The sequence below is a fragment of the Vibrio sp. 2132-1 genome (assembly GCF_033344315.1).
Genome location: NZ_JAWPON010000013.1, coordinates 1 through 19579 on the forward strand (window position 1 = coordinate 1; position 19579 = coordinate 19579).

18 protein-coding genes are annotated in these 19579 nt (G+C 45.5%); 3 read left to right on the plus strand and 15 right to left on the minus strand.

From position 1 onward, the window contains the following. Positions 1-99: 99 nt before the first annotated feature. The gene (gene htpX, locus R8N47_RS15360; protein ID WP_005388085.1) at positions 100-969 is read right to left on the minus strand and encodes a protease HtpX; all 870 of its coding nucleotides are present in this window, start codon (positions 967-969) and stop codon (positions 100-102) included. Positions 970-1478: 509 nt separating this feature from the next. On the opposite strand from htpX, the gene R8N47_RS15365 reads away from it, so the two are divergent. Further along, on the plus strand, positions 1479-1646 hold the full coding sequence (locus tag R8N47_RS15365) for a hypothetical protein (RefSeq protein WP_005378215.1): 168 nt from the start codon (positions 1479-1481) through the stop codon (positions 1644-1646). 81 nt (positions 1647-1727) lie between these two features. Here R8N47_RS15365 and bioD read toward each other — a convergent pair whose 3' ends face one another. From bioD to bioB, 4 genes are read right to left on the minus strand one after another with little or no spacing between them, the layout of a single operon-like run. Beyond that, positions 1728-2414, minus strand: coding sequence for a dethiobiotin synthase (gene bioD, locus R8N47_RS15370; RefSeq protein ID WP_005378217.1), 687 nt, complete (start codon positions 2412-2414; stop codon positions 1728-1730). After that, positions 2411-3232, minus strand: a complete 822-nt coding sequence (bioC, locus tag R8N47_RS15375) for a malonyl-ACP O-methyltransferase BioC (protein ID WP_005388087.1) — start codon at positions 3230-3232, stop codon at positions 2411-2413. The genes bioD and bioC overlap by 4 nt, the downstream gene beginning before the upstream one ends. Continuing rightward, positions 3232-4383, minus strand: coding sequence for an 8-amino-7-oxononanoate synthase (gene bioF, locus R8N47_RS15380; RefSeq protein ID WP_025631796.1), 1152 nt, complete (start codon positions 4381-4383; stop codon positions 3232-3234). Before bioF ends, bioC begins: the two co-directional genes overlap by 1 nt. After that, a complete protein-coding gene (gene bioB, locus R8N47_RS15385) occupies positions 4370-5422 on the minus strand; it encodes a biotin synthase BioB (RefSeq protein ID WP_005495747.1) in 1053 nt (350 codons plus the stop codon). Before bioB ends, bioF begins: the two co-directional genes overlap by 14 nt. Positions 5423-5551: 129 nt before the next feature. Here bioB and bioA point away from each other — a divergent pair, with 129 nt between their 5' ends. Continuing rightward, positions 5552-6832: an adenosylmethionine--8-amino-7-oxononanoate transaminase gene (gene bioA / locus R8N47_RS15390; protein WP_064353791.1), complete on the plus strand. Its 1281-nt coding sequence runs from the start codon at positions 5552-5554 to the stop codon at positions 6830-6832. Between the two features lie 69 nt (positions 6833-6901). Here bioA and R8N47_RS15395 read toward each other — a convergent pair whose 3' ends face one another. The 8 genes from R8N47_RS15395 to lrp all read right to left on the minus strand — a co-directional run bounded on the left by R8N47_RS15395 (position 6902) and on the right by lrp (position 15815). Continuing rightward, entirely contained in the window at positions 6902-7168 is a 267-nt protein-coding gene (locus tag R8N47_RS15395) for a DksA/TraR family C4-type zinc finger protein (RefSeq protein WP_045413777.1), read from the minus strand. A gap of 137 nt (positions 7169-7305) precedes the next feature. Further along, a complete protein-coding gene (locus R8N47_RS15400) occupies positions 7306-7746 on the minus strand; it encodes a hypothetical protein (protein WP_064353790.1) in 441 nt (146 codons plus the stop codon). Beyond that, positions 7740-8471, minus strand: coding sequence for a hypothetical protein (locus R8N47_RS15405; RefSeq protein ID WP_064353789.1), 732 nt, complete (start codon positions 8469-8471; stop codon positions 7740-7742). The genes R8N47_RS15400 and R8N47_RS15405 overlap by 7 nt, the downstream gene beginning before the upstream one ends. Positions 8472-8677: 206 nt before the next feature. Continuing rightward, on the minus strand, positions 8678-9985 hold the full coding sequence (gene serS / locus R8N47_RS15410) for a serine--tRNA ligase (RefSeq protein ID WP_005437179.1): 1308 nt from the start codon (positions 9983-9985) through the stop codon (positions 8678-8680). Positions 9986-10076: 91 nt separating this feature from the next. Then, the gene (locus R8N47_RS15415) at positions 10077-11432 is read right to left on the minus strand and encodes a replication-associated recombination protein A (protein ID WP_017821702.1); all 1356 of its coding nucleotides are present in this window, start codon (positions 11430-11432) and stop codon (positions 10077-10079) included. After that, positions 11433-12059 (minus strand): outer membrane lipoprotein chaperone LolA, encoded by a 627-nt coding sequence (lolA, locus tag R8N47_RS15420; RefSeq protein WP_064353788.1) that lies wholly within the window; start codon positions 12057-12059, stop codon positions 11433-11435. A gap of 61 nt (positions 12060-12120) precedes the next feature. Beyond that, positions 12121-15168: a DNA translocase FtsK 4TM domain-containing protein gene (locus R8N47_RS15425; RefSeq protein WP_064353787.1), complete on the minus strand. Its 3048-nt coding sequence runs from the start codon at positions 15166-15168 to the stop codon at positions 12121-12123. A gap of 152 nt (positions 15169-15320) precedes the next feature. Next, positions 15321-15815 carry a leucine-responsive transcriptional regulator Lrp gene (gene lrp, locus R8N47_RS15430; protein ID WP_005378234.1) on the minus strand — a complete coding sequence of 165 codons (495 nt, stop codon included), beginning with the start codon at positions 15813-15815 and terminating at the stop codon, positions 15321-15323. A gap of 156 nt (positions 15816-15971) precedes the next feature. On the opposite strand from lrp, the gene ald reads away from it, so the two are divergent. Continuing rightward, on the plus strand, positions 15972-17096 hold the full coding sequence (ald, locus tag R8N47_RS15435) for an alanine dehydrogenase (RefSeq protein ID WP_005378241.1): 1125 nt from the start codon (positions 15972-15974) through the stop codon (positions 17094-17096). 93 nt (positions 17097-17189) lie between these two features. Here the strand turns inward: ald and R8N47_RS15440 are convergent, their stop codons facing one another. Then, on the minus strand, positions 17190-18386 hold the full coding sequence (locus R8N47_RS15440; RefSeq protein WP_054702685.1) for a methyltransferase: 1197 nt from the start codon (positions 18384-18386) through the stop codon (positions 17190-17192). Positions 18387-18439: 53 nt separating this feature from the next. Then, positions 18440-19414, minus strand: coding sequence for an HTH-type transcriptional regulator CysB (gene cysB / locus R8N47_RS15445; RefSeq protein ID WP_005388967.1), 975 nt, complete (start codon positions 19412-19414; stop codon positions 18440-18442). Between the last annotated feature and the right edge of the window lie 165 nt (positions 19415-19579).

Here is a 19579-nt window from a genome sequence, read left to right on the forward strand (position 1 = left end):
TAAAATACAAAACGCCCGATGAAGTACATCGAGCGTTTTAGTTAAAAAGTGTCAACCCATATCAGGACGGGTCATTAACAATTATTTAAGTAGGAACAATTAGTATTGCTGGCCTCGCAACGCTGCAATACGTTTATCTAGCGGAGGGTGGCTCATTAGTAGCTCAGTCAGCGACTGCTTGCCGTTGATACCAAATGCCATCATGGTGCCATCCAGTTGAGATTCATGACTCACCTTCAAACGCTCTAGAGCCGCAATCATTTTTTCTTTGCCAACGAGGCGCGCTGCACCTGCGTCCGCGTGGAATTCGCGATGACGGCTGTACCACATAGTCAAGAAGCTAGCTAGGAAACCAAATACCAGTTCAAGCACCATGGATACGCCAAAGTAAACCATCATATTTGTACCTTGGCCTTCTTCATCATCGTTCGACGCCACGATATTGGCAATAAAGCGTGATAGGAAGATAACAAACGTGTTCACGACACCTTGCATCAACGTCATCGTGACCATATCACCATTTGCAATATGGCTCACTTCGTGTGCAAGTACTGCCTCTGCCTCATCACGAGTCATATTGTGTAAAAGACCAGTAGAAACTGCGACAAGAGAGTCATCTCGTTTTGCACCAGTCGCAAATGCATTGATATCTGGTGAATCATAAATAGCCACCGTTGGCATACCAATACCCACTTGTTGAGCTTGACGACCCACAGTTTCGACTAACCAATGCTCCGTTTCGTTGCGCGGGCTTTCAATGACCATACCACCAACCGAGCGTAGCGCCATACCCTTTGACATCATCAACGAAATAAATGCGCCACCAAAACCAAATACAGCAGCCATTACAAGTAAACCTGACAGACTGCCTGGTTGCATTCCAGTTACAGCGTAAACAATATTCAGAACAACACTAAGCACTAGCACGACAGCTAGGTTAGTTGCTAGGAATAACATAATTCGCTTCATTACTTTTCTCCGAGGAAGCTTATCGTTTTTTTAAAACGGATTGTTATAAGGAACAAATGGTAATCGCTATAAAAGCCAATTCCGTTGATTTTCATGTTCCGTGCGTTATAGATATAGTCTATCCGCGATAAAAACAAGGTTAAGCAATAAATTGCAACATTTGTTTTCGGGACTGAAATATTTGATTCAAGCGATTTCAAAACATGCTTTGGTAGGAGCTGGAACCTCCGTTCATATACATTTATCAAAATGATGAAATAAGCTCTGAGCTACTCATCATCTATTGATAGATGATCTTGGTGTTAAATCTATCACCTCTTAGCAACTTAGCTAGAAATTTTTTAATAGACCAAAAACAGTACGTTAGCTCTGCTATAGACTTTGGTCTTATTGTGCGGCCACATGGACATGCTAAATTCGAATGAGATGAACAAAACAGAGCCACTCTAAGTACATTGCAAAAAGTGCATTGGGTGAGTTCAAAAACTCCATGTATTGAGGGAAAAACCATGGTAGAAACTAACGACTATCAAATGGCTATTGATTTACTACGTTGTCACCTAGGCATCTCAGAGGACGAGGCAAAGCAACAACTTGGTATTTCAACCGATCATCATATGTCTCAGCGTGTTGCAGAAACACAACAAGCATTGATGGGGCTCAGCCAAGATAAGTAATCTGACTTTTTAGGTTACACCAACAAGAAAGGGCTGCATTGCGCAGCCCTTTGGGTTTTTAGTCTTTTATCCTAAACACCATTAGTCAGTGTTTAGCAACGGCTCTACATTAATGTACTTGCCTAGCTCTTTGCGTTTAGCACTTGGAATATATGGAATTTCCCCAAGCTTAGGTGCATCGATACGTGCTTCTAGCATCTCGATAATGTCAGCGTAGTGCTCTGTGCCAGGGTTGACGCGGTTTGCCACCCAGCCAACAAGATTCAAACCATCCGCTTTAATACTCTCCGCTGTGAGTAAAGCGTGGCTCAAACAGCCTAATTTAATGCCAACCACCAGTACAACAGGTAACTGCTCTTCTTTTACCCATGTAGATAAACAGTCCGTATCGGATACTGGCACACGCCAGCCTCCAGCACCTTCAACGAGAACAACATCGGCTTGCTGCTTATGTTGAGCCAGTTTTTGACTCAGAACATCGTAACTTATTTCGACATGTTCATGCTTCGCTGCAATGTGGGGAGAAGCAGGCAACTCTAAAGCGTATGGGTTCACATCATCATAGGCCACATCGAGTGTTGCGGCGTCTTGTAAGTGTAAAGCATCAGAGTTACGCCATCCGGCTTCAGTCTTGTCACTCCCTGCTGCCACTGGCTTATAACCAATAGTGTTTAGTCCTTTTGCAGCGATCGCTTGCAAAATGGCTTTAGACGCTACCGTCTTTCCAACATCAGTATCCGTACCAGCAATAAAAAAAGCATCAATCATAGATGTATTACTCCAAAACAAACCTGATAACTTGCAGGTAGAAGACCTTGATCGTTTTTAAACGCTTGGTACGCATGCTCAACTTTTAACAAAGTCTCGCGACTAGTTAAACCGTGTGAGCGCCCGCTGACGTGATTTGCACCTATACCTTTGAGGTCACGCATAACTGAAAATGCAGAGTCATACCAAACTGTGATGGTGGTCAAGTCTAGTTGATGGCTGTCACATCGAGATTGCGCTAACGCAATTTTTACCTGATTGAGCGTTAGAAAGTTATTGACGTGTTGATATGCATCAATTTTTTCCCATGATGCACGCAGCTCATACAGTGATCCATCAACCAGTGTAGAGAACCACGCTTTCCCACCATTTTTTAGCACGCGGCGCACTTCTTTTAGTGGGTAACTTAAATCTGTACACCATTGCAGCGCTAAACTTGAAAACACGTAATCGAAGCTATCATCGTCAAATGGTAAGTTTTCAGCATCAGCAACTTGGTAATGCATTCGTACTGCACCACAACGCTGCTCTGCTTTATCTAACATGGCTTGAGAGATATCGCCGCAGACTACTTCCGCACCACGTTGTTGAAGTAGTTGGGAGAAATAACCCGTGCCACAACCTAAATCCAATACACGTTTTCCCGTCAAGTTTTCAGGAAGTTTATCAAGCAGCTGATGCCCGACATCACGTTGAAAAGCCGCATGTTTATCGTATGTTTCTGCTGCTTTACCAAACGAAGAGGCAATCGCGTCTTTATCTTGATGGAAACTCTCTAACGCGAGCGTTTGCGCTAATGCGGTAGTTGCATTATCCATTACAGCGCTCCTAATGCTTGTTTCAATGCGATTGAAAGCGTTTTAACTTGTTCTGTACTATGGTTCGCAGTGAGCGTGATACGAAGGCGTGAGGTACCTTTCGGAACGGTTGGTGGACGAATCGCGGTGACCCATATGCCATTTTGTCGACAAGCGTTCGCAACCTGCAAAGCAAGTTCTGATTCGCCAATCACAAATGGCTTGATCGGGGTATCTGTTTCAACAAAGCCATCCAGATCGCTTAGATTCGTTTGATAAACCTCATTTAGCTCCGCCAGCTTTTCGCGTCGCCAAGACTGCTCTTGAATCATAGAAACCGCATGTGTCAACGCGTAGGCCTGCGCAGGTGGCATTGCTGTTGAATACACATGGTGACGAGCAAACTGGGTCAAAAAGTCACCCGTTGCTTGGTCACACAAAATCGCCGCACCGGACATGCCAAACGCTTTACCGAAGGTCACGACTAAAATCTCTGGTTTGACATTAGCAAGTTCACAAGAGCCTCCACCCGATTCGCCGAGCACGCCAATACCGTGAGCGTCATCCACTGCTAACCATGCTTTACGTAAGCGAGCTACTTCCGCAATGTCTTTCAACGGCGCGCAATCGCCGTCCATGCTGAAGACACCTTCAGTCACGACCAGATGATTGCCTTCATTAGTAAACAGCGTTTCTAAATGCTTAATGTCGTTGTGCTTAAAACGCTTCATTTTCGCCGTTGACAGTGCCCCTGCTTCCATCAAAGATGCGTGGTTTAATCGGTCTTGAATCAATACGTCTGATTTTTCTAGCAGGGTAAAAAGCAACGCTTGATTAGCACTGAAACCAGAACCAAATAATACCGCCCTCTCGAAGCCCAGCCATTCAGTTAACGCCGCTTCTAAGTTGCAGTGCGCAGCACTGAAGCCAGTCACCATGGGTGATGCCCCACTGCCACTGCCATAAACGCTCAGACCTTGCTGCCAAGCACGTACAAGCGCTTGATCATTGGCTAAGCCTAAATAATCGTTGCTTGAGAAGTTGATGTAGCGTCTGCCATCATGTTCTAAAATCGATTGGTTTCCGGCAAATACCACATTCATTGAACGATTCAACCCTTGCGCTTTACGAGCAGAAAGAGCAGATTCGATTCGAGATTTAAACGCTGGCATCGTAGAAAAGATCGTCTTTAGTTGGACGTGCAGCAACGCGCTCTACCACGCGATCCAGCAATTCGTTTTCTTCGATTTCATCAGGTTTTTGAGACACTTCTTGGCTGTTAATACCCAGCTTCTTAAACAGCATCATGTCTTTGTCTTCAGAAGGGTTTGGGGTCGTTAGAAGTTTGCAGCCGTAGAATACTGAGTTTGCACCTGCCATAAAACACAGCGCTTGCATCTGTTCGTTCATGTTTTCGCGACCAGCAGACAAACGCACAGCCGATTGAGGCATCATGATTCGTGCGATCGCAATCAGACGGATAAAGTCAAATGGCTCAACATCGTCCACAGTCTCCAGCGGTGTGCCCTTCACTTTTACCAGCATATTGATTGGTACGCTCTCAGGGTGTGTAGGAAGATTCGCCAATTCAACCAGCAAACCTGCACGATCGTTGGCACTTTCACCCATGCCGATGATACCGCCAGAACAAATCTTCATACCAGCATCACGAACGTGAGACAGCGTATCCAAACGGTCTTGGTAAGTACGAGTGGTAATGATGTTGCCGTAGAACTCAGGCGACGTATCTAGGTTGTGGTTATAGTAATCCAGACCCGCGTTTGCCAGCTGCTTCGCCTGCTCTGGCGTTAACATACCTAACGTCATACACGTTTCCAAACCCATGTCTTTTACGCCTTTGATCATATCGGTCAAATGCGGCATGTCGCGCTCTTTCGGGTTCTTCCACGCTGCGCCCATGCAGAATCGCGTCGAACCTGCATTTTTCGCTTTTTGAGCAGCGTCGAGTACACGTTCGACTTCCATCAGACGCTCTTTTTCGATGTCTGTGGTGTAACGAGCGCTCTGAGGACAGTACTTACAATCTTCTGGACAAGCACCCGTCTTAATCGACAGAAGCGTGCTTACTTGAACATGGTTGGTTTGTTGGTATTGACGATGAACAAGCTGCGCTTCAAATAGGAGATCCATGAATGGCTTTTCCATGAGATCGCGCACTTCAGCATGCGTCCAGTTATGACGAACTTCCACGTGTATTCCTTTAATCACTTTTTTGTTGTGTTGACAGTCTACTTAGTCTCGATAAACTGTCAACACAACAAGAAACAATAAAGTTTACATTGGTTTGTTTTTTAATCTCAACAGCTATTGGAATAGAACATGGATCTCGCCTTCGACCGCCATCACATCTGGCATCCTTACACTTCAACGTTGACACCTCTGACCTGCTACCCAGTGGCCTCAGCAAATGGTGTACACATTAAATTGGAAGATGGGGCAGAGCTTGTCGATGGCATGTCTTCTTGGTGGTCGACTATCCACGGCTATAACCATCCCCACCTAAATCAAGCGGCGCACCAGCAAATCGATCAAGTGTCACATGTCATGTTTGGCGGGATTACCCACCAGCCTGCAATTAGTTTGTGTAAGAAGTTGCTGTCCCTCGCACCAAATAACCTTGAGCATGTATTCCTTGCCGATTCAGGTTCCGTTGCCGTAGAAGTTAGCTTAAAAATGGCTCTGCAATATTGGCATGCGAAGGGCGAACGCCGACCGAAGTTTCTGACTTTGCGCCACGGTTATCACGGTGACACCTTTGCAGCCATGTCGGTTACCGATCCTGATAACTCAATGCACTCTCTCTACAAAGGCTTTTTGCCTGAGCATATCTTTGCGGAGTCACCAACCTGTGGTTATTGGGATGAATGGAAGCCAGAAGACCTTACCGACTTCGAGCACAAGATTGAGACTCACCATAAAGAACTTGCTGCGGTGATCCTAGAGCCTATCGTTCAAGGCGCAGGCGGCATGCGTATCTACCATCCAGAATTTCTCAAAGGCGTGCGTAAGCTTTGCGACAAATACGGCTTGTTATTGATTGCAGATGAGATCGCTACCGGTTTTGGACGTACCGGCAAATTGTTTGCCTGCGAACATGCAGATATTCAACCAGACATTCTGTGTGTTGGGAAAGCACTCACTGGAGGCTACATGACCCTCTCTGCGACCCTCGCGAGCAAACACGTAGCAGACACCGTTTGTGGCGGTGATGCAGGTTGTTTTATGCATGGCCCAACGTTTATGGGTAACCCACTTGCCTGTGCTGTTGCCACTGCAAGTTTGGAATTGATTGAGCAAGGTAACTGGCAACAGCAAACCCAACAAATCGAAGCGTTGTTTTCTGAGTTACTACCAAAACTTGAAGAATACGACTTGGTGAAAAACACCCGTTGGTTGGGTGCTATTGGCGTAGTGGAGACGCATCGCCCTGTGAATATGGAAGCCATCCAAGCCTTGTTTGTTGAACACGGAGTTTGGATTCGTCCATTTGGTAAACTGATTTATATGATGCCGCCCTTCATAAGCAAGCCGGAAGATATTGAGAAACTAGTTAACGCGATTGATGCAGCGTTGCAACGTAAAGACTGCTTCGCTTCATAGTTCAATTCAACATGAAAACGGTTTGAGTATGAGACTCAAACCGTCTCGTTATTTATTAGAGCAGTAAAGTTATCGGAGTTGACTGTCTTTACTCGCTCGTCTATTGAACAATGCTTGGCGTTGAGATACCAATTCGATTGTTGACTGACATTCGATACACAGACGAACGCCTTTCATTGCAAGACGACGCGCTTCCGGAATCTCATCACCACACTCATCGCAATAATGGGCGCTCTCACCCTTTGTGATACTGCCACGAACACGGAAAATCTCGTCGTCTATTGTGTTTTGAATTTGTTGGCTGACGCTATCGTCGTTTGCCCACCCTACGGCCATAAGCCCTCCTCGTTACTTGAATGAGAAAATCTACTTACCGTGGTAAGGTGGATGATTATATCGATTACAAATAACAAGATAATTAGGGTAAATTCGAAAACACTATTACGTTTTAGTAATAATTACTCTGTAATCGATTATTCGGCGCTCTCATGGAAAAGCAATGCAAGGTTACTCATACTCCCTTCCTCGCATTCAAAATACTGCGTTTGCTCAGGCTCTCTCAAAGTAACACTGAGTATCTTCTCTACCTCACCAAACTCCTCGTTAAAGTACTCACTGACTAATATGACGCGCTCACCAATACTAAATTCCAGTGACTTCTCATCTACCAACGCTCGATGGTAATGTTTGAAACGATAATCTTGAGGTTTGATCCGCAGTAAAACTGGGCTTTGATTCACAGTGGACTTATTAAAGGTAAGCTCGCCTTTGACGTGTTCTATCGAAATACTAAAGTTCATAGTTTGGTTTACCGAACATTCAAAGACTTTTCTGGGTAAGGTGCTAGCAACCGCAAACGTGCTCATCATAGCAACACTTAAACCCCAAGTGACCGCCAATCGTTTCATTACCATTCTGCCAACACTATAAATAGCGCTTGCTCAGACATACGGGTTAATACATATCCGTGTGAAGATGAATACGAGCCACTGAGTACACTATTCTCTTTCTCAATAACGATATCCTCGATGCCGTCAGCGTTGTAATCACCTTTTGCTACAATCGTAATGACTTGAAAACCATCGGTCGCGTCGAAGTACTCTGCTCTCACTTCACTGGAGACATGAGTTCTCTGGATATGGTCTGCTTCATCCCACGTTGATAGTGCCTTTGCTTTCTCCGCACTTTCGTCAGAAATAACAAAAGCAAGCGCACTTGGGGCTAAATTAGGAAAGTTATCGTCTAACTTAAATTTCGATATAAATGAGCGCTTGGAGGCGGCTAACTTTGCCATCTCACTCCATGTTTGACACTGAGTTAAATACGCTTTAAACGCACCGTATTCATAAGCTTTAGCCGCAGTAAAACCCTCTGAACTTGCATTAGCTAAGTCTTGGCAATTCGATACCAATTTTTCTTTGTCAGGCGCACGTCTCAATTCAAGTTCATAGCCCCAATAGAGCGAGTTACGAAGTTGCATATTTTCTTTGGAAGGTTTCGCTACTTCGCGCGCGAAAAAGCGGTCTGTTCGCTCAGTATCTAAGTATTGAGGTGGGATAAGTTCGCTTGCGACAACCCTACCGAAAACGAGCAAGGTAAGCGCAAAAATAACACGTAATAAAAGATGATTTAATGGCATAACGTTTAACAACAAAGACAAATGAGGACGTTAGCTTGTCACGTGAAAAACCGCTTAGAAAAATATTATTTATCTCCTACTGCCAGATTCTGGGCGAGCTCGTCACTAATGCGTGTGCTAATTACATTACAACGTATTTTCACTCGACGCAGATAACAAAAAACCCAGCACTAAGGCTGGGTTTTGGTGTTCTAGTGGTTAATGAATTAACCGATGTGCGTTGCGCCCGCCATGTACTTCTGAAGTACTGTAGGGATTGCAATGCGGCCGTCTGCTTCTTGGTTGTTTTCTAGGATAGCAACCATTGTACGACCTACAGCTAGACCAGAACCGTTTAGCGTGTGTACAAGCTCAGGTTTCTTCTCGCCTTTACGACGGAAACGCGCTTGCATACGACGAGCTTGGAAGTCCCACATGTTAGAACATGAAGAGATTTCACGGTAAGTTTCTTGAGCAGGAACCCAAACTTCTAGGTCGTAAGTCTTACGAGCGCCGAAGCCCATGTCACCTGTACATAGAACCACTTTACGGTAAGGAAGCTCAAGAAGTTGTAGAACTTTCTCAGCGTGACCTGTTAGCTCTTCTAGTGCGTTCATTGAATCTTCTGGCTTAGTGATTTGTACTAGCTCAACTTTGTCGAACTGGTGCATACGAATCAGACCACGAGTGTCACGACCGTAAGAACCCGCTTCTGAACGGAAACATGGCGTGTGAGCTGTCATCTTTATTGGTAGATCCGCTTCGTCAGAAATCGTGTCACGAACTAGGTTCGTTACAGGCACTTCTGCAGTAGGGATTAGAGACAGTTTACGTGGCTCTTCGTCGTTTACTTTTTCTACTAGCGGCTCAGTGTGGAAAAGATCTTTACCAAACTTAGGAAGCTGACCAGTACCGAATAGGCTGTCAGAGTTTACTAGGTAAGGTACGTACATTTCTGTGTAGCCGTGCTCTTCAGTGTGAAGATCCAGCATGAACTGAGCGATTGCACGGTGTAGACGAGCAAATTGGCCTTTCATCACGATGAAACGTGCGCCAGTGATCTTAACTGCACTTGCGAAGTCTAGACCGTCGCCCATTTCGCCTAGGTCAACGTGATCTTTCAGTTCGAAGTCGTAAGACTTTGGCTCACCCCAACGAGAGATTTCAACGTTGTCGTTTTCATCTTTGCCATCTGGTACTTCGTCTGCTGGGATGTTTGGTACAGAAAGCGTGAACTCGTCTAGTTGAGCCATTACTTGCTCAAGTTCAACTTTCTTCGCATCAAGATCGCTACCTAGCGTACCGATTTGTTTCTTGATCTCTTCTGCGCCTTCTTTGTCGCCAGCCGCCATTTTTTGGCCGATTTGCTTGGAGATGGAGTTACGCGTGGATTGTAAATTTTCTACTTCTACTTGAATGGACTTACGTTGTTCTTCAAGTTTACGAATAGTATCTACGTCTAGCTTAAAGCCACGACGCGCCAGTTTAGCAGCTGTTTCATCCAGCTCTGTACGAAGTAATTTAGAATCCAGCATTGTTAATCCTATGCTTTTTGTTGTGAAATCACGCGCACTTTCCAAGCGTACGCGTTAAAAAAATTTACTGAACAAATGTATCCAAAAACGCCTACTTTTCATAGCGCTTTTGTGGGCTATTTGCGTCTAAAGTAGCCAAGTAATCTAACTTTTCGCCGATTTTGGTCTCCAGACCACGATTTGTCGGCTGATAGTACCTACGATCGCCCATTTCAGGCGGCAAATATTGCTCACCTGCTGCGTAAGCACCAGGCTCATCGTGAGCATAACGATACTCAGCCCCATAACCCATGTCTTTCATCAAACTGGTTGGCGCATTTCGAAGGTGATGCGGCACTTCATATTCAGGTAAGTTATGAGCGTCCGCTAGCGCTTGTTTCCAAGCAACGTAAACGGCATTACTCTTTGGAGCGCACGCGAGATAAACAATAGCTTGAGCAATCGCACGTTCACCTTCTGCTGGACCAACGCGTGTAAAACAGTCCCACGCGGAGAGTGCCACTTGCATGGCTCTAGGGTCCGCATTGCCGACATCTTCCGATGCTATCGCAAGTAATCGACGGGCAATATAAAGAGGATCACAACCCGCAGCAATCATACGTGCAGCCCAGTAAAGCGCCGCATCTGGGTTAGAGCCACGAATGGATTTGTGGACCGCAGAGATTAAGTCATACCAGATATCACCTTTGTTATCGAAGCGAGAGACTTTCTCCCCTGCCACTTCAGCCAGCAACTTAAGCGTGATCTCTTTTTCACCTTGCGCATTGTCTTCTGCCATGTCGTAGAGCAGCTCAAGATAATTGAGAGACATGCGAGCATCACCGTTGACCAGTTCTGCTAGGCGGTCTAATACGTTATCAGCGAAATGTGCGGGTGTATTGCCCAAGCCACGCTCTTTGTCACTGATCGCTTGATTCAGCGCCAGTGAGATTTCATCTTTATCGAGAGACGTTAGCTTGTAGACACGTGCACGTGACAGCAATGCGTTGTTTAACTCAAACGATGGGTTTTCTGTCGTCGCACCAATAAAGGTAACCGTGCCATCTTCGATATGCGGTAAAAACGCGTCTTGTTGAGATTTGTTGAAGCGATGCACCTCATCCACAAATAAGATGGTGCGGCGACCCGCCATTTTGTTCTCACGTGCTTTCTCGATTGCAGCACGGATTTCTTTCACACCAGACGTTACGGCAGACACACGCTCTACTTCAGCATTGGCGTAGTTTGCAGCCACTTCCGCTAATGTCGTTTTGCCTGTACCTGGTGGTCCCCAAAGGATCATAGAGTGAATGTGACCCGCCTCTAGCGCACGGCGCAGTGGCTTACCAGGGCCTAAAATGTGCTGCTGTCCAATATATTGCTCGATCGTTTCCGGTCTCATACGAGCAGCAAGGGGACGAAAATCTTCGTCCCCCGAGAAATCTAATGTGTAATTACTCACTACCAATTAATTCCTTTGGTCATCCACTTCCACACCTTTTGGAATTGTGAATGTGAATCTGTCTGCTTTTGGTTTACCCAGCTTCACGTTGTTAAAGGTGAACAAACCTTTTTGGCCGTCTTGCTCAACCACATTGAAGCCTTTCACCACACCTTTGGCATCAATATTAATCTGGAATTGACCTTGTGTGGAGTCTACTGCAGTAGGAATGAGAGTGAACTGGTCACCTTTTTGAGATATTTTGTAGTTATTCCAATCACTTGCTCGGTTACGCGTTAGCAAAACAAATGGCGTTTGCTCTGTTGCTTGCTCTTGCCAGTAGATGCTCACTTGCTCGATGAATGGGCTGTAGTACCACAATGTCTTACCGTCAGAGACCAATAGGTTCTCATCAGGGAATGTTGTACTCCAACGGAACAGGCTTGGGCGGGCAATTTCAACCGTACCTTCTCCTTCCATAACCGTTTCGCCTTCAGGGCTGATAACCTGCTGAGAGAAATCTGCACTAAAGCCATCATTCATAGAAAGACGTTTGTTTAATTCATCTTTAGGAGATGCTGCGTGTGCAGTAGAGAAGAGGGAAAAGCTTAAAACAAGCGCGGAGAAAAGTTTCGCTGAACATAGTTTTTTCATTCAGATACCTATTATTAGAACCACTCACCTCAGTTGGACTGAGGTGAGTAACACAAGTTCATTAATCTTTTGGTGGCGCAGGTGCCAGTACTTCACGGTTACCGTTATGACCCGGAGCACTTACGATGCCCTGCGCTTCAAGCTGCTCTATAATACGGGCGGCACGGTTGTAACCTATCTTAAATCGGCGCTGAACACCGGAAACCGAACCTCGACGTGATTGAACCACGTGCTCAACAACTTGATCGAAGAGCGGGTCTACATCTTCATCCGCTTCCATTTGCTCACCTGGCAATAGACTTTCTGGAGTTTGATCTCCACTGATGATCTCTTCAATGTAGTTCGGTTTACCACGCGCTTTCCAGTTGTTTACAACAGCATGAACATCATCATCTGATGCAAATGCACCGTGAACACGAGTTGTATGACTTGATCCCGGCGGTAGATACAACATATCACCCATACCAAGTAGTGATTCTGCGCCGCCTTGATCTAGGATTGTACGAGAGTCCGTTTTAGTCGATACCGTAAACGCAACACGAGTTGGGATGTTCGCTTTAATTAGACCGGTAATAACGTCAACCGATGGACGCTGAGTCGCAAGAATTAAGTGAATACCTGCCGCACGCGCTTTTTGCGCCAAGCGAGCAATCAGTTCTTCAACTTTCTTACCTACCACCATCATCAGGTCAGCAAATTCGTCAACAACAACAACGATGTAAGGCAGCTTTTCTAGCAATGGCGGTTCAGTATCCATGCTGTCGCCTTCCTGCCAGAACGGGTCATGGATTGGGTGGCCCGCTTCTGCTGCCATCTTCAATTTTTCGTTGAAGCCCTTCACATTACGTACACCTAATGCCGACATCAATTTGTAACGACGTTCCATCTCGCCCACACACCAACGTAGAGCGTTTGATGCGTCTTTCATATCAGTCACAACTTCAGAAAGAAGATGAGGGATACCTTCATAAATAGAAAGCTCTAGCATTTTCGGGTCAATCATGATGAAGCGTACATCTTCTGGACCTGCTTTATACAGCATGCTCAAAATCATCACGTTCACACCCACCGACTTACCAGAACCTGTTGTACCTGCTACTAACACGTGAGGCATCTTCGCAAGATCTGCCACCACAGCTTCGCCCGCAATGTCTTGACCTAACACAACCGTTGTTGGTGACGTTGCTTGCTCAAACTGAGGGCTACTGATGACATCAGATAAATAGACCGTCTGACGACTCATATTTGGCAGTTCCAAACCGATGTAAGGCTTGCCAGGGATTACTTCCACAACACGTACCGCCATCGCAGACAATGCACGCGCTAAGTCAGTTGAAAGACCAGAAATACGACTTACTTTCACCCCCGGCGCCAAATCAAGCTCAAAACGAGTGATCACTGGTCCAGGATAAATACCAACCACATCGGCTTTGATTTTGTAGTCAGCGAGTTTGCTCTCTACCAATCGAGCGACCTGCTCTAGCGCATCACGGTCGATAAAGTTTTCACGTTTTTCTGGATGATAAAGCAACTCGAGCGTTGGGAGTGGCTCTTCCGGAACTGGCAAATTTTCTTCTTTCTGTACCAAAAATGGGTTCTGTGTTGCAGCGACTTTGGCTTGCGCATTGGAAACCATATCTTGGAATGCTGTAACGTCTTGGTCGTTGTCTTGGATCTCTTCTACTTCCACTTTTTGAGGTGCAGGTTCAAATGTTGTTGAAGGTGTTGCTGCTTGCTGATGAGGCGTTGTTGGCTGTACTTGCTGTGCAGGCTGAGACTCCACTTCGTCTTCATCATCTAACACATCAAAGTCAGAGATCGTAGGCTCAATATGTTGGCTCGACTCTGTTTGAGCCGTGATGCTACCTAATACAGCAGAATCAATTGCAGGCTCTTCATGTACAGGATGCTCTATACTTGGCTGCTGTACTTGCTCTGCTTCAAATTGTTCGTACTCCGCATAATCTGGTTCAACACTGATCGGTTCTTCTGTAGCTGTATGTGGCTCGACATAGGAAGAATAAGTGTCTGCAAATGATGGGGCTGCCTGTTCTTCAGTTCCCCAGTCATCTGCTTGTTGCGCCGCTGCTTCAAGCTCTTCTATCGTAACATTCAGTTGCTTGGTGCGTTCCAAGAGCGGATCAACGTTATCAGTGTTAACCGTATGGATAGGTTGTATTTGAGGCTCAGGTTCAGAATAAACTGGCGCAGCATTAACCGTAGCCTTGCGTTGTGGTGGCGTCGGTTCTACCATCGCCTGTTCCGCAGGCTTATCAGGTTTAGCTTGCGGCATATAAATAGGGTACTCATGCGCTGGCGCCGACTCTTTCGGTTCATCGACATCGTACGCCGTTAAATGAGGAAGCGGCTCATCATCAATTTCATAGTCTACATTATGTTTAGGCGTAGAGACTTTATCTTCTACAAACTCATCAAGCTGAGGTTCTAAAACTTCCTGCTCTGAACCTCTTGCCTTATTTGCAAGCGCGGCAATTAGTGCTAACGCACGATCACCAAGCCATTCCACGATGTTAAGCCATGAGATGCCAGTGAAGAGCGTAAAGCCCGCTCCCCACAAGAACAGCAGTACCAATGTGGTACCGAGTACATTCAATGTAGGTAAAGCGAGGCTAGACAACACATCCCCGACCACACCTCCGGATGAAAAATACCAAATGTCATCAAAATTAATATCGGCAAGACCGCAACTGGTCATAATAAGGACGACCAGACCGAGCAGCCTTGTACCCCATAGCATGAAATCAATGGGCTCATCTTCTCCTCGTTTACGGCAAATCACCCATGCAGCCGCCGCTAGCAAGAAAGGGATTGGGTAAGCGAGAGAGCCAAATGTGAAGAATAGAGTATCGGCTAGCCAAGCGCCGAAAAGGCCACCAGCATTATCGATATCCCCTCCCCATGCGGTTTGGGACCAAGAAGGATCGGCCGGACTGAAGGTAAATAGTGCAACCGCAAGCAATACCGAGCTAAGAACGCCAACGATAAAGCAGCACTCTTTTAAGCGTTGGAAGCCATTTAAGCGTGAAGACTGGGGCTCTTCACTGGTTTTGATAATGGTTTCGACTTTCTTTGCGTTCTCTTTGAACATAAATCAACTTGAATATGGAAATGAAATAGGAAATTGCAAAACATTCCGAGCGGCATCAAGCCGCTCGGTAAATTGATTTAACCATATCAAGGAGAAAAACCCAATTACTCTCTGGCGAAAGCGGAAGCATATACCGCTTTCTTTGCAAGAAATTAACGAGTTTTGATCACAAGCTGGTTAGATTGTTTCACTTCTTCCATAACAACGTATGTGCGAGTGTCATTTACGCCAGGTAGACGTAGTAACGTATCGCCCAATAGTCGGCGGTAAGCACCCATATCTGATACACGGGTTTTAAGAAGATAGTCAAAGTCACCTGAAACAAGATGACACTCTTGTATGTCGTCTAGCTTTTGAACAGCTGAGTTAAACTGCTCAAACACATCCGGCGCACCACGGTTTAGCGTAATCTCAACGAATACTAATAGTGATGCATCCAGGAACTGCGGATTCAATAATGCAGTATACCCTGTGATATAACCCTGACGCTCTAAGCGACGTACACGCTCCAAACATGGCGTTGGAGAAAGTCCCACACGTTTTGAAAGCTCAACGTTTGAAATACGACCGTCTTTCTGCAGCTCATTAAGAATGTTGCGGTCGATACGGTCTAGTTCCTTGGACGGCTTTTTATAGTTGTCTGCCATTTTTTATTCCACCTTATTACTTCCTTGCAAAAAAATATACTACAACTTTTTAATATTTGGTGCCAAATTTTACAAATCTATAACTATACTAGTTATTAATTCGACAATAACACCCTACTAACAGTTAATACAACCATTATAGAAAGAGGATACAGGATGATCATTGGCGTACCTAAGGAAATCAAGAATCACGAATATCGTGTTGGTATGATCCCAGCTAGCGTGAGAGAACTCATCTCACATGGTCACCAAGTTTTAGTTGAGACCAATGCAGGTGCCGGCATTGGTTTTTCAGACGATGATTACATCGCTGTCGGCGCATCCATTCTCCCTCATGCTGCTGACGTATTTGCGCAAGCAGACATGATTGTAAAAGTAAAAGAACCCCAAGCAGTAGAGAGAGCAATGCTCCGCGAAGGGCAAATTTTATTTACTTATTTACACCTAGCACCAGATTTTCCACAAACTGATGAGCTAATCAAGAGCAAAGCTGTCTGTATAGCCTATGAGACTGTAACAGATAATATGGGTCGTTTGCCACTGTTAGCACCAATGTCAGAAGTGGCAGGTCGGATGTCTATCCAAGCTGGTGCGCAAACGTTGGAAAAATCGCACGGCGGTCGTGGTCTGCTCCTAGGCGGCGTACCTGGTGTTGAACCTGCAAAAGTCGTTATCGTTGGTGGTGGCGTTGTTGGTGCAAACGCTGCTCGTATGGCGGTTGGCCTTCGCGCTGACGTCACTATTCTAGACCGTAACGTAGACACACTTCGTAAGCTTGACGAAGAATTCCAAGGTCGCGCAAAAGTGGTTTATTCTACTGAAGACGCTATCGAGAAGCATGTTCTAGAAGCGGACCTTGTTATCGGTGCCGTTCTAATTCCTGGCGCAGCAGCACCTAAACTGGTCACTAAAGAGCACATTGCTAAGATGAAGCCTGGTGCGGCAGTGGTTGACGTGGCAATTGACCAAGGCGGTTGTTTCGAAACTTCGCACGCGACAACTCACGCAGATCCAACTTACATCGTTGATGAAGTGGTTCACTACTGTGTAGCAAATATGCCTGGCGCAGTTGCTCGCACTTCAACATTTGCACTCAACAACGCTACACTTCCATACATCGTGAAGTTAGCAAATAAAGGCTACCGCGAAGCACTTCTAGAAGACAAAGGCTTCCTTGAAGGTCTAAACGTTATTCACGGAAAAGTAACATGTAAAGAAGTAGCAGAAAGCTTTGACTTGGAATACGTTGAACCAACTCAAGCTATCGCTATGTTTAATTAATGACAAAATAAAACATAACTTGTCACGTTTTGTTTACAAAAGCCCACTCATAAGTGGGCTTTTTCATATAGAGCGTTTGGCTATAAAGAATAACTAAATCTTATATGCACAAATTAAAATATTTCTAGGTGTGACCGATTTAGGGCAAAACTCTGACAATCTAACACGGTAACCACGTTCTTCAAGATAAAGCACTTTGTCTAATGCGAGCCAGATCTCCAACGGACGTTGAAAAACAAGTTGCACTAAGCTCATTCTCTCCATTTGCCAGAAGCGTTGTTCGCTTAACTTTTCAAAATGAGAGAAATCGATTTCTTGAGGAAGAACAATGCCTTTTTGCTCCGCTGCCCAGCGACATAAAGATTCAAAACCATCACTTAATTGCGACTTACGGATACTCGGCACAGGCTGATACTCTGCCATTCCCAAAGCTTGTCGCGTGATCAAATCAAACCCAAGACGAAACATCATTTCCTGCTGACGATGACGACGCACGCGCTCTCCTCCTGTCACCGTTTGTTGTAATGGGATACGCAGTTCTTGCTTAGACAATGAGAGAGAAGAAGCCCTGCCCGATTCCGACATCGGCTGGTATTGTTCCGACTGAATCAAGTGGTAACAACAAGGTGATATGGTCATCGCAGCAATCCCATTTTCACTGCCGTACTGCATTAGACGAACGTGAAGGTCACCGCATGCATGCAGTGCTACTGCGTGTTGCGTTGGCTTAAACACGGCTTTCGCTTTGCTATCAAACGCGTCGCCTTGAATAAACGTCATCTTCCAATGATGTTCATTGGCTGCTTGTTGCCCCGAATCGCACAGTGCTTGTTGGTATTCAAAGCTGGTTACAGGCTGATCGGTTTGCGTTGTCAGGATTCGCCCCAAGTAACCTTTACCTGAGCACCATTCTAGCCATTCTTCGCCACAGTGTTGTTGAATTGCAGCTTCACCCATCGAGCTAATTTGCTCCAACTTACGTCCCGGAATACCGTTATCTAAACCACGAGCGAGTTCCAAGCCGTTTAACGACAAAAGCTCTAAATGAGTCAGTTCTGCGAGTTGTTCAAGCTCAGGCAAAAACGGACTAAGTGCTTTTAACGCGAGTTCTGGTGCTGCTTTGTATTCTTCGATTTGAGAGGGAGTAAGAGACGCTAGCCATTGGCACAGTCGAGGATGTTGCTCCTGCCAAGGTAATGATGTGTGAATGCTGCTTTTAAAAGGCTCGAATCGCCACAAAGATTGGTTTTCGATTAAGCAGTCATTAATAAATTGAAATTGCGTTTTCATAACTCCCCCTACAACGAGCGCATTGTAGAGGGAATCGAAACATCAATGAAGTGTTATCTCACCGGAAGCTCGATGTCTTTAAACATCTCTTCGATTTCTGCATTAGACTTCAACGAAATCGCCTGCTCAACCACTGGACGCGTTAAGTGCGGTGCAAAACGCTCCATAAAATCGAACATGTAAGAGCGTAAGAATGTACCACGGCGGAAGCCGATGCTCGTGGTGCTCGCGCCAAACAAATGGCTCGCATCTATTGCAACCAAGTCACCGTCCTGCTCTTCATCCACAGCCATGCTTGCAATCACACCCACACCAATACCCATACGAACGTAAGTTTTAATGACGTCTGCATCAGTTGCAGTGAACACCACTCGCGGGGTTAAACCTTCGCGGTTGAATGCTGTATCCAGCTCTGAACGGCCAGTAAAACCGAACACGTAAGTGACTAATGGGTAAGCGGCAAGATCACTGATCGTTACTTTGTCTTTCTTCGCTAGTGGGTGGTCTTTAGGCACAACTATTGAACGATTCCAGTGATAACAAGGCAGCATGATGGCATCTTGATATAAGTGAAGCGCTTCTGTCGCAATCGCAAAATTCGCTGTGCCTTTAGCTATCGCCTCAGACATTTGTGACGGTGTACCTTGGTGCATGTGTAACGACACTTTTGGATAACGAGAAGTAAAACCTTTGATGACATCTGGCAGTGCATAACGAGCCTGCGTATGTGTCGTGGTGATATTCAGCGTCCCCATTTCTGGATGGGTGTGCTCTCCAGCCACCGCTTTGATACTTTCTACACGAGCGAGAATTTCTTGCGAGATACGTACAATTTCTTCACCAGCTGGCGTCACTTGCGTTAAGTGCTTACCGCTACGTTCAAAAATCTGAATGCCTAACTCATCTTCCAGCAACCGAACCTGTTTACTGATACCTGGCTGAGAGGTATATAAGCTTTCCGCCGTTGCAGATACATTCAGATTATGGTTTACAACCTCAACAATATACTTCAGCTGCTGCAGTTTCATCGTAATCCCTTACTTATTCATGAGAGAGTTTATTGGCCACTCAAGCGAGCGATATAATAATTAGTTATAACGCGTTCAAATCGAAATGAACAGCAATTTCTAACTTATACCTCAATCACATACTAATAATCTTCAAGCAAGAAACAATATGCACAAAGTTGAGCC

Coding starts and splice junctions, on each gene's coding strand:
- htpX (WP_005388085.1), bottom strand. CDS start 969: ATGAAGCGAATTATGTTATTCCTAGCAACTAACCTAGCTGTCGTGCTA.
- R8N47_RS15365 (WP_005378215.1), top strand. CDS start 1,479: ATGGTAGAAACTAACGACTATCAAATGGCTATTGATTTACTACGTTGT.
- bioD (WP_005378217.1), bottom strand. CDS start 2,414: ATGATTGATGCTTTTTTTATTGCTGGTACGGATACTGATGTTGGAAAG.
- bioC (WP_005388087.1), bottom strand. CDS start 3,232: ATGGATAATGCAACTACCGCATTAGCGCAAACGCTCGCGTTAGAGAGT.
- bioF (WP_025631796.1), bottom strand. CDS start 4,383: ATGCCAGCGTTTAAATCTCGAATCGAATCTGCTCTTTCTGCTCGTAAA.
- bioA (WP_064353791.1), top strand. CDS start 5,552: ATGGATCTCGCCTTCGACCGCCATCACATCTGGCATCCTTACACTTCA.
- R8N47_RS15395 (WP_045413777.1), bottom strand. CDS start 7,168: ATGGCCGTAGGGTGGGCAAACGACGATAGCGTCAGCCAACAAATTCAA.
- R8N47_RS15400 (WP_064353790.1), bottom strand. CDS start 7,746: ATGGTAATGAAACGATTGGCGGTCACTTGGGGTTTAAGTGTTGCTATG.
- R8N47_RS15405 (WP_064353789.1), bottom strand. CDS start 8,471: ATGCCATTAAATCATCTTTTATTACGTGTTATTTTTGCGCTTACCTTG.
- serS (WP_005437179.1), bottom strand. CDS start 9,985: ATGCTGGATTCTAAATTACTTCGTACAGAGCTGGATGAAACAGCTGCT.
- lolA (WP_064353788.1), bottom strand. CDS start 12,059: ATGAAAAAACTATGTTCAGCGAAACTTTTCTCCGCGCTTGTTTTAAGC.
- R8N47_RS15425 (WP_064353787.1), bottom strand. CDS start 15,168: ATGTTCAAAGAGAACGCAAAGAAAGTCGAAACCATTATCAAAACCAGT.
- lrp (WP_005378234.1), bottom strand. CDS start 15,815: ATGGCAGACAACTATAAAAAGCCGTCCAAGGAACTAGACCGTATCGAC.
- ald (WP_005378241.1), top strand. CDS start 15,972: ATGATCATTGGCGTACCTAAGGAAATCAAGAATCACGAATATCGTGTT.
- R8N47_RS15440 (WP_054702685.1), bottom strand. CDS start 18,386: ATGAAAACGCAATTTCAATTTATTAATGACTGCTTAATCGAAAACCAA.
- cysB (WP_005388967.1), bottom strand. CDS start 19,414: ATGAAACTGCAGCAGCTGAAGTATATTGTTGAGGTTGTAAACCATAAT.